14 protein-coding genes are annotated in these 15118 nt (G+C 32.6%); 12 read left to right on the forward strand and 2 right to left on the reverse strand.

All coding sequences use genetic code 11. From position 1 onward, the window contains the following. Window positions 1-141: 141 nt before the first annotated feature. Window positions 142-1035, reverse strand: coding sequence for an SDR family oxidoreductase (locus CLOBL_RS03970; RefSeq protein ID WP_077857825.1), 894 nt, complete (start codon window positions 1033-1035; stop codon window positions 142-144). A gap of 332 nt (window positions 1036-1367) precedes the next feature. Between CLOBL_RS03970 and CLOBL_RS03975 the strand changes: the two genes are divergently transcribed. Further along, a complete protein-coding gene (locus CLOBL_RS03975) occupies window positions 1368-1958 on the forward strand; it encodes a TetR/AcrR family transcriptional regulator (RefSeq protein WP_242953782.1) in 591 nt (196 codons plus the stop codon). A 99-nt stretch (window positions 1959-2057) separates the two neighbouring features. On the opposite strand, the gene CLOBL_RS03980 is transcribed toward CLOBL_RS03975, so the two are convergent. Further along, window positions 2058-3203 (reverse strand): epoxide hydrolase family protein, encoded by a 1146-nt coding sequence (locus CLOBL_RS03980; protein ID WP_077857827.1) that lies wholly within the window; start codon window positions 3201-3203, stop codon window positions 2058-2060. A gap of 278 nt (window positions 3204-3481) precedes the next feature. Between CLOBL_RS03980 and CLOBL_RS03985 the strand changes: the two genes are divergently transcribed. From CLOBL_RS03985 to CLOBL_RS04030, 11 genes are all read left to right on the forward strand, one after another. Continuing rightward, window positions 3482-4336 (forward strand): AraC family transcriptional regulator, encoded by an 855-nt coding sequence (locus CLOBL_RS03985; protein WP_077857828.1) that lies wholly within the window; start codon window positions 3482-3484, stop codon window positions 4334-4336. 402 nt (window positions 4337-4738) lie between these two features. Continuing rightward, on the forward strand, window positions 4739-5524 hold the full coding sequence (locus CLOBL_RS03990; RefSeq protein WP_077857829.1) for an electron transfer flavoprotein subunit beta/FixA family protein: 786 nt from the start codon (window positions 4739-4741) through the stop codon (window positions 5522-5524). Window positions 5525-5543: 19 nt separating this feature from the next. Continuing rightward, a complete protein-coding gene (locus CLOBL_RS03995; RefSeq protein ID WP_077857830.1) occupies window positions 5544-6482 on the forward strand; it encodes an electron transfer flavoprotein subunit alpha/FixB family protein in 939 nt (312 codons plus the stop codon). A gap of 298 nt (window positions 6483-6780) precedes the next feature. Further along, window positions 6781-8316 carry an L-lactate permease gene (locus CLOBL_RS04000; RefSeq protein WP_077857831.1) on the forward strand — a complete coding sequence of 512 codons (1536 nt, stop codon included), beginning with the start codon at window positions 6781-6783 and terminating at the stop codon, window positions 8314-8316. A gap of 154 nt (window positions 8317-8470) precedes the next feature. Beyond that, window positions 8471-9904 carry an FAD-binding oxidoreductase gene (locus tag CLOBL_RS04005; RefSeq protein WP_077857832.1) on the forward strand — a complete coding sequence of 478 codons (1434 nt, stop codon included), beginning with the start codon at window positions 8471-8473 and terminating at the stop codon, window positions 9902-9904. 74 nt (window positions 9905-9978) lie between these two features. Continuing rightward, a complete protein-coding gene (locus CLOBL_RS04010) occupies window positions 9979-11118 on the forward strand; it encodes an acyl-CoA dehydrogenase (protein WP_077857833.1) in 1140 nt (379 codons plus the stop codon). A gap of 264 nt (window positions 11119-11382) precedes the next feature. Continuing rightward, the gene (locus CLOBL_RS04015; protein WP_242953783.1) at window positions 11383-12399 is read left to right on the forward strand and encodes a MerR family transcriptional regulator; all 1017 of its coding nucleotides are present in this window, start codon (window positions 11383-11385) and stop codon (window positions 12397-12399) included. A gap of 192 nt (window positions 12400-12591) precedes the next feature. Then, window positions 12592-13050 (forward strand): hypothetical protein, encoded by a 459-nt coding sequence (locus CLOBL_RS04020; RefSeq protein ID WP_179117679.1) that lies wholly within the window; start codon window positions 12592-12594, stop codon window positions 13048-13050. A 281-nt stretch (window positions 13051-13331) separates the two neighbouring features. Then, window positions 13332-14009 carry an SGNH/GDSL hydrolase family protein gene (locus CLOBL_RS04025; RefSeq protein ID WP_077857836.1) on the forward strand — a complete coding sequence of 226 codons (678 nt, stop codon included), beginning with the start codon at window positions 13332-13334 and terminating at the stop codon, window positions 14007-14009. A 120-nt stretch (window positions 14010-14129) separates the two neighbouring features. Further along, window positions 14130-14336 (forward strand): hypothetical protein, encoded by a 207-nt coding sequence (locus tag CLOBL_RS27425; protein ID WP_143323835.1) that lies wholly within the window; start codon window positions 14130-14132, stop codon window positions 14334-14336. A 78-nt stretch (window positions 14337-14414) separates the two neighbouring features. Then, window positions 14415-15110, forward strand: a complete 696-nt coding sequence (locus tag CLOBL_RS04030) for an amino acid racemase (protein WP_077857837.1) — start codon at window positions 14415-14417, stop codon at window positions 15108-15110. Window positions 15111-15118 lie beyond the last annotated feature (8 nt).

A 15118-nucleotide genomic window follows, 5' to 3' on the forward strand; every position in this document is an offset into this window, starting at 1 on the left:
GGCTGAAATTTAGAGTACCCAATTGAAAAAATAAGTGGAGTTTTTACAAAAATGGACTGCTAATATTGCAGTCCATTTTTTGCATATATTCTTTTAATAATTTGCTATTTTCTGAAATAAAAAAGCTCTTATTGTAAATGTCTACTCCATGGCAATATTCTGAATTAGTTCAAAATGCGTAGGCTGCCATCCAAGTCTTTCTTGGGTTAAAGCGTTGGATGCAGGAATATCTGCAGCAATAAGCTGACCTAGAGGTCCTCCCAAATGATTAACTGATTCCTCTGAGGAGATAGATTTAACTGGCAGGTTAAGGCGACGGCCGATAGCTTCCGCGATTTCTTTAAAAGGTATTCCCTCATTTGCTACTGCATGAAATATTGACCCAGCTGGTGCTTGTTCTAGTGCTAGTCTGTAAAGCTTAGCAGCATCAAGTCTGTGAACAGCTGGCCAGCGATTGGAACCATCGCCTACATAAGCTGAAAAGCCTTTGCTGCGAGCTATCTCAATAAGCATAGTAACTAAGCCATATCGTTCACCATCACCATATACTATCGGAGCAGGCCGAACTACTGAAGCACGTACACCTTTAGATGCCAGTGAAAGTGTCAATGTTTCTGAAGCAGTTCGAGGACCTGCAGTTAAGCTTGAACTAGCCTTATCATCTTCTGTTAGTAAGAAGCCAGGCTTGATGCCGGCAGTTCCAAATGTCACCACTAATGGTTTATTGGATCCTGCAAGTGCACTGCCGAGTGCATCTATAGCACGGCGATCAGTTTCACAGCAAGCAGCAAAATTTGTAATAAAATTGTCATGATCAAAAGCTGCATGAATTACGCCGTCTGCTGAAGACGCTCCACTGCGAAGGCTTTCTAGATCCTCCAAAGATCCACGATGAGCTGTAGCTCCAGCAGCAGTAAGCGACGCAGCTGATGAATCTGACCTAGCAAGACCTATTACCTCATGTCCTGCACCAAGTAGTTCTTCAACGATTTTAGAGCCTATAAATCCTGTAGCGCCTGTAACAAAAATACGCATATTAAATTCCACCTTTCAAGTTATATTTATAATATTATAAGTTACAGATTATACAAGACGTAACTTATAATGTGATTATATCATTATATATTTTAAGTTACAAGTTATTTTATATGTAACTTATGATGAAATGAATTTTCATTTAAGAGGAATTAGAGATTTAAAGTGATACTAAACACTGTCACAAGTATATATAATAAACATACTGACTTAAATAGAACTATTAAAACCAATGAAATATCAATAGATCTTGAATTAAAAATCAGTTACATTCAATGTAATTTGAAACATAAAGTTAAAAATGATATAATTAAAAATAAAATAAGAAAGCGGTGATAAATTTGGATAAGATCTCCTTAGATAAAGAAATAATTCTTGATGCAACAGAAGAAGTCATTCGCCGTTTCGGACCAGATAAAGCGAATATCACTGATGTAGCAAAATTATTGAAAGTAAGCCACGCTGCTATTTATAGATATTATAATGGAAAAACAGCCCTATGGAATGCTGTTACTGAGCGTTGGCTTACGCATTTGCATGCTCCGTCAAATGACATATTAAAAGAAGATAGTCCTGCAGATGTTAAACTTAGTAATTTACTAGAAAGCTTTGTTGAGGCTAAACATCACAGTTCTATCAATGATCCGGAAATGTTTGCAAATTACATAAAATTAGCACAAAGCTCAATGGAAGTGATAGAGAAGAGCAAAGAAGAGGGAATTAACTGTATTGAAAAGATTATAGTACAAGGAATTACAGAAGGTATATTTTTTACAGAATCTCCTGATCAAGAGGCAAGAGCAGTATATCTTGCAACAAGTGTTTTTATATATCCAAGCTCATTTGAAGATCCTGATCGAAAACAAAACATACAATCTGTTGTAAAGCTTCTAATAAGAGGACTTAAAAATCCTAATATATGAATACTTTATAAAATTAAAGACATAGAGAAAAGCAAATCTCTATGGCTTTAATTTATATCTTAGAATATTACTCTGAAGGAGCATTGCGTAACCACTTTTTTACCTATAAACTTTAAAGAATGCGCGAATTTCTTCAGCGAGAGGTTCAGGATCTTCCATAGCAGTAAAATGTCCACCCCTAGGCATTGTAGTCCATCGAGTGACATTTAAATGGTTCATAGCCCATTTTTTTGGTGGCAGCAATACATCAGCTGGGAAAAGCGCTATACCTGTTGGTACATCTATGTGTCCCATTGGTGGTAATGAATGTACATTTTCATAATATGCATTTGCTGATGAGCGTATAGTATTTGTGATCCAGTAGATCATTATATTAGTGAGAAGTTCATCTTTACTAAAGCTTTTATTTAAATCACCATTACAATCACTCCAGCCACGGAATTTTTCTATAATCCATGCAGCCAAACCTACAGGCGAGTCAGAAAGTCCGTAGGCGATGGTTTGAGGTTTTGTAGATTGAATAGACATATAACCTCCCTCATTTGAAATCCAATCAGAGGCATTTTTCTCATATTGTAATTCTTCCTCTGAAAGTTCTGGTCCATTCTGAGAAGCCGTAAGATTTCTAATAATACCGATATCTGTTAGATGGATTCCTATTAGAAGTTCTGGATGGTTTAATGCCAAGTATCTTGTAACCCCTGAACCCATATCTCCGCCTGCAGCAGCAAATTTACTATATCCAAGCTTTTCTGTCATTAGTTTAACCCAAAGCTCAGAAACACTATAATTGTTCATGCCACTATGTTTTGAAGCACTAGAAAAACCAAAGCCAGGTAGTGAAGGGACGATTACATCAAAAGAGTCTTTAGGATCACCGCCATAACTTGCAGGATCAGTAAGAAGGGGGATAATCTTTTGATAACGTATGAAACTATCAGGCCATCCATGAGTAAGTATAATTGGTGTTGGATTAGGCCCTTTACCTTTTTCGTGTATGAAGTGAATATCTATTCCATCCACATTACAGCGAAAATGAGAAAAACGATTTAATTCTTTTTCTTGTGCACGCCAGTCAAATTCATCCTTCCAATATGAAACAAGTGATTTTAAATAATTTATGTCAGTACCCCGCTCCCAATCTGAGCCTTCTATTTGATCAGGCCAGCGTACATGCGCGAGCCTGTATTTTAAATCATTAAGTACCTCATCAGATGCTTGGATATGGAATTTTTCAATAGACATAATAATTCTCCTTTCATTAAGCTATGGTGAAATTAGTTAATCATAGCTTTTCTTCAGTGATTAATAATACGTATTATTTAGAAAATGTTATTTAGTTCTTTAATAATAGTTTATCATTTAGAAAATATGATACAATGTGATAAATGAAGCTTTTAACTATACTATTTGTAAAAGTATAGTTAAAGAGATAATAAAACTATTTGCCCTTAATTAATGAAAAATATCAATGTCAGTTTGAATTAATTATTTATTTTAATGTGCCCAATGGAGGAATGTTTATGCCACAAGAGGATCGTCACAAGAATAGAACAGTATATATTGAATTTATTGCAGATGAAAATTTTATAAATCTTCCTTATAGGGAGCGGTTAACTATAACTTTTATTACGAGTGGAAGCATGCATTTACAATTGAATGATAGTTCTATAAAAATTGCAGCTCCAAGTATCCTTTGTTTATCGATGGAGGATAAAATACAAGTTCTTGAAAAGTGTAATGTAGCTTCTCAATCATTTTGTTTTCATCCTGAATTTTTTAATACAGCTCATTTTTCAGAAACTAATGGTTATCTGTCAACTAATCTAAAAATAAAAAGAGGTCTTTCACTTTTTAAAAAAGACAATATTAATACCGGGGTATATACTGCAATTGAGAAAGCCTATCCCAAATTATATGAGTGGTTTTTTATTATTGGAACTGAGGTATATGCACAGAGTGATTCTCTTTGGGTGTGCAGAATAAAAAAGTATTTAATACAAATCCTTGGTTTACTTGAAGAGTTAAACCATCATAGTGAAAAATTGCCTGTCAACTTAGCTTTAGAATATATATACATAAACTATTCTGATAAAATAACTTTAGAAGATTTAACAAGATATGCTCATTTGAATCGAGTGTCATTAAATAGAATGTTTCATGATTTATATGGATGTACAGCCATGGGGTACTTGCTTTCATATCGCTTAAAAGTAGCAGAAGATCTTTTGACTCATACAGATATGAGTTTAAATGAAATTGCAAATGCTACTGGATTTGAGTATGATACATATTTTATAAAACAATTTACTGCTAAGAAAGACATAACACCAACAGAATTTAGGAAGGCTTCGCGGGAGTTTTCAAAACAGCAATAATAAATTTTAAGCTTATAAAAGGATCGAGAAAATAAATTTGTATTAAATGAAGAGAATATTTACGCGCAGAATAAAATTGCTGCGTGTTTTTTTGTATATTATTTTTACTTTATTTACATTATAGGATCAGGGAAGGTCTGAATTTAGGGCTTTTACAATATTTAAAAGAATAATTTTATAATTTTAGGGAAATATTATGAAATTATTTTTAAATAAATCATTGAAGTATTCGTTTTCATGTGGTAAAATTTATTTATGAATTGGTATGACCAATTTATAATGCTGTGTGTAGAATGTAAATAGAAAAATAGTTATGAAATGATGTTTCTAACTATTCAAACACACAATGCTTTTATAAAAAAACACTTTAACAAATATAAAGGGATAAAGGAGAGGGAAAGTATGAATATTCTGTTATGTGTGAAGCAGGTTCCGGATGATTCCATTGAAATTCATTTGGATAATGAGAAGAAAAAACCTAATCTAAATGGAGTAAGCTTGGTAGCAAATGCATTTGATACGTATGCATTAGAGCTAGCAGTTCGTTTTGTTGAGGCTAATGGTGGAATGGTTAGTGTATTAACTGTTGGAGCTGATGATTCTTTAAACACATTAAAAAATTGTCTTGCTGTAGGAGCTAAAGAAGCATTTTTTGTAAAAGATGATTTATATGCAGATTTAGATGCTATGGGAACAGCTGAAGTCTTGGCAGATGCTATTCATAAGATTGAAAAAGACAAGGGTGAAAAATTTGATTTAATTCTTTGTGGAAAGGAATCTACAGATGAAATTACTGGTCAAGTAGGAGCTATGCTTGCTGAAAAATTAAAAACAGGTTTTATTAGCAGTGCAATTGAAATAGCTTTGAAAGATAATGGAATGGAAGTTCATCAAGAAACTGAAGAAGGATATAATTTAGTTTCTTTAGAATCTCCAGCTGTAATCACAGTAAGTAAACCAGATTATGATCCACGTTATCCTACTATTAAAACTAAGATGGCAAGCCGTAAAGCGGTAATTCCAACTTATTCAGCAGCAGAAATTGGAGAGGTAAAACAAGCAAAAGTACATTGCATTCAATATGTTGCACCTCCTAAGAAAGAGGCTGGTATCAAAATTCAAGAGAAAGATGCTGCAATTGCAGTAAGTGCTGTTATAGAGCAAATGAAAAAAGATAAAGCAATCTAATTAAGGAGGAAAAGAAAGTATGAAAGCATTATTGTTTATTGAAACAGATGGAGAAAAAGTACTAGGTGGAAGTCTCGAACTTATTAGTGCAGTAAAGGCATTAGATGCGGAAGCAGCAGCTCTTATAGTAGGCAGCAGGGCAGCTTCAGATACAGTGGCAGATTTAGGGATTCCAGTTATTTTTATAGATGCTGCTACAGATTGTGATACATTAACAGAAGTATTATCAGAAACTGTTAAAGAACAAAACCCAGATATTATTTTATTAGCAAACACAACAGCAGCTAAAGACATTGCACCACGTATTGCGGGACGTATGAGTTTAGGATGCGTAAGTGATGTAATAGGAATGAATAAAACTGATGACAAAGTTATATATACTAGACCAGCTTATGGTGGAACAATTTTAGAACATATTGAAGTAGATGGTACAGCTGTAGTTACAGTTAGAAATGGAAGTTTTCCAAAACCAGAAGCTGCTTCAAATGCAGGAGTTACAGAAAAGAAGATAGAAATTTCAGCTGATGCCATTAAGGCAAAAATTATTGATACAGTAAAAGAAATTTCTGAATCAGTTAATTTAGAAGAGGCTGAGGTTATTGTTTCTGGTGGACGTGGAATGGGAAATGCAGAAAATTTCAAACTTGTTGAAGAATTAGCTAGTGTGCTTGGTGGTGTAGTTGGTGCAACAAGACCAGCTATTGAGGATGGATGGATTTCTCGTGCACATCAAGTTGGACAATCAGGAAAGATTGTAGCACCAAAACTTTATATTGCATGTGGTATTTCTGGAGCAACACAACATACATCTGGAATGACAGGTTCTGGTTATATTGTGGCAATTAATAAAGATGAGGAAGCTCCAATTTTTGAAATTGCTAATGTAAGTATTGTTGGAAATGTAACAGAGATTCTTCCAGTTATGATTGAAGAAATGAAAAAAGTAAAAGCAGAGTAAAGTTTTTTTCCAGATAAGAAAAGAGTTACCGTACTAAAAAATTATTGCGATAACTTAGAAATAAATCTCAATTCACAAGAAAATGAAATTATATATAAAATTTCACACTTGTATACTTAGAGAATTATTGAAAAAACATAAATGAATAAGAAACGCAGTATATAAAAAATAATTAAATCCGAATATATGTAAAAGCAGTATTAAACAGCAAGTGGGAAAATAAATAATCATGATGTAGTGGTCATACCAATTGTAAAAAGGTTATACCATTTGAAAAATGTATAAGGAGGATAAAAAAATGCTGTTTTTTAAATTTTTAATGGCCATATTACCAATCCTTTGGCTTATAATTGCACTTAGCGGATTAAAGATGCCAGGTTATAAAGCCTGCTCTATTGCACTTGTTCTTACAATGTTTTTAGCTATTTTTTTCTGGAAATTAAATGTGGTTTATGCTGCGACAGGGGTATTAGAAGGAATACTTAACGCATTGTGGCCAATCTGTCTAGTTATTATTGCAGCTTTGTTTACGTATAATTTAATCTTACGTACAGGTGCGATGGATTTCATAAAAGAAATGTTAGCTGGAGTTTCTGTGGATAAAAGGGTTTTAACATTAATTATTGGATGGGGATTTGGGAATTTTATGGAAGGTATGGCTGGCTTCGGCACAGCGGTTGCTATTCCAGCGTCTATGCTTGCTGGTCTTGGATTAAATCCATTTTCAGCAGTTCTAGCTTGTTTGGTTGCTAACACTACTCCAACTGCGTTTGGATCAGTAGGAATACCTCTAGTAACAGTTTCTGCAGTAACAGGGGTTGGAGCTGGCGCAATAGCCGCAAGTACGGCAATAATTGAATCGATTCTTATCTTTATCAGTCCATTTATTATGGTTTGCATTGTAGGTGGTGGAATAAAGGCATTAAAAGGCGTATTTGCTATTACATTAGTTGCTGCATTATCATTTACAATACCTGCTTATATTACAGCAACTTTACTTGGACCAGAATTACCGGATATAGTAGGATCTATTTGCTGTATGGTGTGTACAAGTGTTGCAGCAAAAGTATTTAATAAAAAACCTCAAGATGAATATTGCATTAAAGTTGATAATGCAAAAGAAGCAATAACTTTATCATTTGGTAAAGCAATAAAAGCATGGTGTCCATTTATTTTGATATTCATAATGTTAATGGCTACATCAACATTAGTTCCACTACTTCATAATGCTATTGCAGTATTTAAGACTAGTGCAGTTGTATATGCTGGAAAAGGTGGAAGCACGTTAACTTTTAGTTGGATTAATACACCAGGTATTATTATCTTTATTGCTGCAATTATTGGCGGTCTTGTTCAAGGAGCAAAAGTATCACTGATGTTTGAGGTATTACTTAATACATTAAAAGCAAACTGGAAAACAATTGTTACAATTTGTGCGGTTATGTCAACAGCAAAGGTAATGGGTTATAGTGGAATGATTTCAGATATTGCAAGTCTTTTAGTTGTAGTTACAGGAGGCGCATATCCGCTAATTTCCCCATTAATTGGAGCTATTGGAGGATTTGTCACAGGTTCGGGAACATCAACCAGTGTTTTATTTGGAGGATTACAAGTACAAACAGCACAAAATCTTGGACTTTCTGGAGCATGGATGGCGGCAGCAAATACTCTTGGAGCAGGTATCGGAAAGATGATTTGCCCTCAAAGCATTGCAATTGGTGCAAGTGCAATTGATAAGTCAGGTTCGGAAAGTAAAATTTTAAGAAGTGCATTTAAGTATTTTGTATGTTACGTAGTTATTGCTGGAATAGTATGTTTTATAGGTACGCTTTAAAGTAATTTACAGTTGGCAGTGCACAATTTACAGGTAAGGAAGAAAAGCTTACAGCTTTTCGAAAAAATAAATAATTTTAAAAACTCCATTGTAAATTTTATACGAAATTGTAAATTGTAAACTGAATAAGTATATTAGAAGGGAAATGATTGTTATGGCTGAGTATAATAAATTAACAGAAGAATTAATCTCAAAATTACAGGAGGCAGCTCCAGGGCATATTTTAACAGGTGCTGATATAAATGACGACTATAGTCACGATGAAATGCCTATCTACGGAAAAGTAGCTCCACAAGTTGTGTTTATGGCACATTCTACAGAAGAAGTTGCTGCAGTAGTAAAAATATGTAATGAAAATAAAATACCAGTAACTCCAAGAGGAGCAGGCACAGGACTTACAGGTGGAGCAGTTCCACTACTTGGAGGAGTTTTGATTGATATTACAAAAATGAACAAAATAATTTCTTATGATTTAGAAAATTTTGTTGTTCATGTAGAAGCTGGAGTTCTATTAAATGACCTTGCAGAGGATTGTTTAAAACAAGGATTATTATATGCTCCAGATCCTGGTGAAAAATTTGCTTGTTTAGGTGGAAATGTTGCAACAAATGCTGGTGGAATGAGAGCCGTTAAATACGGTGCAACACGTGATTATGTACGTGCGATGACAGTTGTTCTTCCAACAGGAGAAATCACTAAATTTGGTGCTACAGTATCAAAAACAAGCTCGGGTTATAGCCTTTTAAATCTAATGATTGGTTCAGAAGGTACACTTGGAATTATTACAGAACTTACATTGAAAGTAATGCCAGCGCCAAAGGTAGTAGCAAGTTTAATTATTCCTTTTGAAAATTTAGATGATTGTATTTCTACTGTTCCAAAATTTAGAATGGAACACATGAATCCACAAGCGATAGAATTCATGGAAAGAGAAATTGTTTTATCTAGTGAAAGATATATTGGAAAGAGCGTATTCCCACAAGTAATTGATGGAGTTACCGCAAATGCTTATTTACTTGTTACTATAGATGCAGGTAATGAAGATGAATTAAATAATCTTATTGAGCAAGCAAGTGAAATAGTATTAGAAGCTGGAGCAATTGATGTTCTTGTAGCTGATACACCTGCAAAAATAAAAGATGCATGGGCTGCACGTTCAAGTTTCTTAGAAGCTATTATGGCAGAAACAAAATTGTTAGATGAATGTGATGTTGTAGTTCCAGTAAATAAAATCGCTCCGTATCTTGCTTTTGTAAATAAAACTGGTGAAGAGTGTGGATTAACTATTAAGAGTTTTGGACATGCAGGAGATGGAAATCTTCACATATACCAATGTAGTAACGATTTAGAAGAAGAAGAATTCAAAACAAGAGTTGATAAATTCTTCAAGATCATTTACGAAGAAGCAATCAAATGCGGTGGACTTGTTTCAGGAGAACATGGAATTGGAAGTGGAAAGATGAGCTACTTAGCCGATAGTGTTGGAGAAGTAAATATGGAATTAATGAAAGGCATTAAAAAAGTGTTTGATCCAAATTCTATCATGAATCCAGGTAAAGTATGCTGTCCAATTGATGGCTTAAATTAATAAATATCAAAAATACGATTGATATCCCATAAAAGAAAAAAAGGAAAAGATGAAAAGGAAGGTAGGAGATTAATATGAATTTTAAACAAGATGAAAACCATGAACAATTACAAGAAATGTATAGGGATTTTGCAGAAAATGAGGTAAAACCAATTGCAAAAGAAATTGATGAAAGCATGCGTTTTCCAGAAGAAAATGTAGCCAAAATGGCTGAAATGGGCTTACTTGGAATTCCATTCCCTGAAGAATACGGCGGAGCTGGAATGGATACCTTAAGTTATATACAATGTGTAGAAGAATTATCTAAATGCTGTGCAACAACAGGTGTTATTGTTTCAGCACATACAAGTCTTTGTGCAACACCAATCTACACATACGGTACAGATGAGCAAAAAGAAAAATATTTAAAACCACTTGCTTCAGGTGAAAAATTAGGTGCCTTTGGATTAACAGAACCTGTTGCTGGAACTGATGCTTCTATGCAAAAGACAACAGCAGTATTAGACGGAGACCACTATGTATTAAATGGAAGCAAAATATTTATTACCAATGCAGGATTTGCAGATATATATATTGTTCTTGCTATGACAGATAAGAGCAAGGGAACAAAAGGTATTTCAGCATTTATAGTTGAAAAAGATTTCCCAGGTTTCTCTGTTGGAAGTCATGAATTAAAGATGGGAATCCGTGCATCTTCTACTTGTGAATTATTCTTTGATAACTGTATAGTTCCAAAAGAAAATCTTTTGGGAGAAGAAGGCAAAGGATTTAGCATTGCAATGGCAACTCTTGATGGAGGACGTATTGGTATTGCTGCACAAGCTCTTGGTATTGCAGAAGGTGCAATAGAAGAAACTGTAAAGTATGTTAAGGAACGTGTTCAATTTGGGCGACCTATCGCTCAATTTCAAAATACACAATTTGAACTTGCTCAGATGCGTGCAAGTACAGAAGCTGCAAAGCTTTTAGTATATCAAGCTGCATGTGCAAAAGATGAGCATGAGAAATTCACGCATTTAGCTGCTATGGCAAAATTGGTTGCCGCTAGAAATGCAACTGATGTAACAAGCCGATGCTTACAATTATTTGGCGGCTATGGATATACAAGCGATTATCCAATTGAAAGAATGATGCGTGATGCCAAAATAACAGAAATCTATGAAGGAACATCAGAAGTACAAATGATGGTAATTTCAGGATGGATGTTAAGATAATAAACAATTAATTAATATGCCCTCTAGTTAAACCTATTATATAAATTAAGAAAATAGCAAGTTCAACTATAAATATAGAGAACTTGCTATTTTTTTATGTTTATAGATACACAATTGAAGACTTAGACTTATGTGATGATTAAATGTATTAATTTATATCGCATCATTGTATTTTTATGAGAAGTATTTAATAGATTGTAGCAAATTAATATTGACTTTCCCCTGAGGGGAGGATTTAAAATAATTTTGGGAGGAGGGAGAATTTTGAAGATTAGTGAATTTGCTAAAAGATCAGGGGTAACGGTGAAAACATTGCGTTATTATGATAAGATTGGGCTGTTACAGCCGTCTGTAAAAACAGATGTGGGCTATAGAATTTATTGTGATGAAGATTTTATTAAATTACAACAGATTACTACACTGAAATTTATTGGGTTGTCACTTGAAGAAATAGATCAGCTAATAAATGAAAAAAATGAAAGCATAGAAAGTATAATAGATATTCAAACAAGGGCTTTAGAGGAAAATAAAAAACATATTGATGTAGTTCTTATGGCTTTGAATAAAGCTAAAAAACAAATGCAAAATAATGGTTTTTTGGAAATTCAGCAACTTATTGATATTACCAAGATAACAAATATGGAGACAAGAGCAAAGCAGAGGTTTAATAATGCAAGTAAACAATATGTTACTGATAGTTATTACTGGAGGTCTAAAACTGCAGAAATAATAAATGAATTGGTTAAGCCTAATATGGATGATGTGATACTTGATTTAGGGTGTGGTACTGGAAAACAAATTGTTGAACTATCACAAAAAATAAAATTAGCAATCGGTATAGACATTAGTGAGGGAATGATTAGTCAAGCTAAGGAAAATATAAAAAATAAAAATATACAAAATATTAAACTTTATATAGGAACATTTGAAGAACCAAACTTAAATGTAGATTTACATAAAAAAAATATTACAAAAATTATTTCCAACTATGCTTTACATCACTTAACTACAATATATAAACAAAAAGCAATAGAAAAAATGATTGCCATGGTGGGGGAAAGCTTGCAAAGCATTATTATTGGGGATTTAATGTTTTTTGAAAATCCTGATAACTATAGAAAAGAATTTTCTATAGTAGGATATGGTCCAGAAGTAGATTTCCCATCAAGTGTTGAAGAACTAGTGAATTGCTTTTCAAATTCTGGTTTCACAATTGAAGTGCACAAGTTACATCCACTTGTAGGGGTTATTGTAGCAAATAGAAATAAAATTTATAATTAATAAAGATAAAATATCACATATTCAAAATGAATTTGTGATATTTTTTTATTACACAATGATTTATATATTCTGTAGTAAATAATGCTCTATTTGAAAACTGAGTAGTGTGATATTAACAAAATATGCTATAATTTACATGGAGATAAATAGAAATTTGAATTATTAATATTAATTAAAGGAGAATATATAGAAATGAAAAAATCATTTGTATCAGATGAATTTGCTGTTCCAATTATACATAAAACAGCAGATTTTACCATAAGAAAACTTACTGTTTTAGATTTGCATAAGGACTATGAGGCTGTTATGGAAGCCAAAGATCATATTCATGAGATTTATTCGAAAGAATACACAAATGGATGGCCAGAAGATACTTTGACGCTTGAGGAAGATGAGAAGGATTTAAAGCGGCATGAGAAAGAGTTTAATGAAAGAGCTGCATTTGCTTATACTGTATTTGATTTTGAAGATCAAAACTGTTTAGGCTGCATTTATATTGATCCATCAAATTCTCATGATGCTGAAATTACTATGTGGACAAGAGAATCGGTTACAGACGAGCTATTATATAGAACAGTTACAAAGTGGATAGAAAATGATTGGCCATTTGAGAATGTATCTTATCCAGTTTTTGAAGAACTATATTGCTAATAGTATTTGTATAATCTTAAATGAATATTATATGTCTAAAATAATTAGATGATTAGGTGGTAGAAGATTTATAAAATTCAACTTAAAGTTATGAGTTAAAAATAGAAATTTGTTTTTTATGAGATAAACTGTTGAATATACAAAGGGGTCTTTTATTAAATGAACTTTATCTTGAAATGGATAGAAACTAGTTATATAACAAATTGAAAATAAGCATTCAAAAATACCAGATAAAGTCTAATTTAAGGTGAGTTATAGAGAGTGATCTTATAGGAGAACTTATGAATAAAGATATATTTGTAAAAGGCATAAAAATTAAAATCATTGGAGATAGTATTGCTGCTGGCGCAGGTAGTTCTATGAGTTATGAAACTAAAGAACTGATATTCGAAGAAGATAGAACAAAATTCTTTAGAAGAGTAGCACCTAACAGTTGGTGGGGATTATTGGAACGATACTTGCGAGATAATTATAGTACATGTTCTGTTGAGAATAAAGGATGTGGAGGAGCATTTTCGTATCAAATAAATAAATATCTTGATACATTAATTTCAAATGATGATATGTTGATAATTGTTCTGATGGGATTGAATGACCGAAAACTAGATAATGGAATGGAAGAATTAAAGACTAATTGTGAATGTATTGTTGATCGATTGATTAGTAAAGGAAAAATAGTGGTTTTGCTAACCCCTACACAATCAGTTAATAGTAATGAGTATTATCTAAATAGAATCTATCATACTAATGAAGTTGTTAGAATTTTGCGTGATATTGCAGATAATAAAAAAGTTTTATTGGTGGATAATTATAAGTATATAATGGAATACCTTACAAAAAGTAAATTAGTAATTGAAGATATTATTTATGGTGATGGATGTAGAAATGACGGTTTACATCCATCAGATTATCTACATAAATTGATATTTCAAAATTTAATTGAAACATTACAAATATAAGTAAATATATTTCAAATTACAATTTGTAGAGGTATTAATTGCTATTGATGCGAAGTACAAGCATTAATAGAATTCAATTCCCCTAATGCCATATTAAATAGTACACAATTAGTATGCTATATGAAACGGGAGAAAATTATTGATATTTCTTCTAATATGCATTTTAAAATAAAATCAGAAAAAATAGATGAATATAAAACAGAATACGAAAAAGCTCAAGAATCATTTTATGAAATTATTGAAAAAGTACATCCTGAATTATCAGCTGAAGAAAAGCAAGAGAGAACAGATGAAGGATTATCCAATTTAATGGACTCTATTAAATGACAAAATTCAGAAGTATGACACTTTGAAAATATGTTATTAGGATTAATTGAAAGATAAATTGTAATAGAGGAGGTAGACATGAAAAAGTTAGGTTTAATTGGCGGAATGGGACCAGAATCAACAATTCCATACTATCATGACATTGTATATGGAGTTCAAAGCAAAATTGGGAAAAAGTTCTTTCCTAATCTGACTATTGAGAGTGTGAATGTTTTTGATATCCTTAACATGTGTGAAAGGAAAGAATATGAGGCGCTTATCAATTATTTAATGATAGCAATCAATAATTTGAGAGCCAGCGGTGCAGATTTTATAGCTTTATCGGCAAATACACCACACATTGTTTTTGATGAGATTCAGAAGCGTTCGCCTATCCGACTTGTGAGTATTATTGAGGTTGCTTGTGATGAAGCAAAACGACGTAATATATCTAAAATAGGGTTGCTAGGAACAATCTTTACTATGAATGGAGAATTTTTTAAAAAGCCATTTTTAAAAAATCATATAGAAGTCATAACCCCAACTGATGAAGAAAAGGATTTTGTCAATCAAAAGATTTCTCAAGAGTTAGAATTAGGTATTGTCAAGGAAGAAACTTTATCAGCATTTCTGAAAATTGTGCAGAGAATGAAAGATGAAAATGGAATACAAGCAATTGTTTTAGGCTGTACTGAATTGCCATTGTTGTTCAAAGGAGTTAAAACACCGGTAGATTGTTTAGATACAATGCAGATACATATTCAAACTCTTGTTAATATGATTATAGAGGATTAAATCAAATT

This window comes from Clostridium sp. BL-8 (genome assembly GCF_002006495.1).
Taxonomy (GTDB): Bacteria; Bacillota; Clostridia; order Clostridiales; family Clostridiaceae; genus Clostridium.

Excerpts from the sequence above, each read along its gene's own strand:
- CLOBL_RS03970 (WP_077857825.1), bottom strand. The coding sequence starts at position 1,035 with ATGCGTATTTTTGTTACAGGCGCTACAGGATTTATAGGCTCTAAAATC.
- CLOBL_RS04005 (WP_077857832.1), top strand. The coding sequence starts at position 8,471 with ATGGCTGAGTATAATAAATTAACAGAAGAATTAATCTCAAAATTACAG.
- CLOBL_RS04025 (WP_077857836.1), top strand. The coding sequence starts at position 13,332 with ATGAATAAAGATATATTTGTAAAAGGCATAAAAATTAAAATCATTGGA.
- CLOBL_RS03980 (WP_077857827.1), bottom strand. The coding sequence starts at position 3,203 with ATGTCTATTGAAAAATTCCATATCCAAGCATCTGATGAGGTACTTAAT.
- CLOBL_RS03990 (WP_077857829.1), top strand. The coding sequence starts at position 4,739 with ATGAATATTCTGTTATGTGTGAAGCAGGTTCCGGATGATTCCATTGAA.
- CLOBL_RS04030 (WP_077857837.1), top strand. The coding sequence starts at position 14,415 with ATGAAAAAGTTAGGTTTAATTGGCGGAATGGGACCAGAATCAACAATT.
- CLOBL_RS27425 (WP_143323835.1), top strand. The coding sequence starts at position 14,130 with ATGAAACGGGAGAAAATTATTGATATTTCTTCTAATATGCATTTTAAA.
- CLOBL_RS03995 (WP_077857830.1), top strand. The coding sequence starts at position 5,544 with ATGAAAGCATTATTGTTTATTGAAACAGATGGAGAAAAAGTACTAGGT.
- CLOBL_RS03985 (WP_077857828.1), top strand. The coding sequence starts at position 3,482 with ATGCCACAAGAGGATCGTCACAAGAATAGAACAGTATATATTGAATTT.
- CLOBL_RS04010 (WP_077857833.1), top strand. The coding sequence starts at position 9,979 with ATGAATTTTAAACAAGATGAAAACCATGAACAATTACAAGAAATGTAT.
- CLOBL_RS04000 (WP_077857831.1), top strand. The coding sequence starts at position 6,781 with ATGCTGTTTTTTAAATTTTTAATGGCCATATTACCAATCCTTTGGCTT.
- CLOBL_RS04020 (WP_179117679.1), top strand. The coding sequence starts at position 12,592 with ATGAAAAAATCATTTGTATCAGATGAATTTGCTGTTCCAATTATACAT.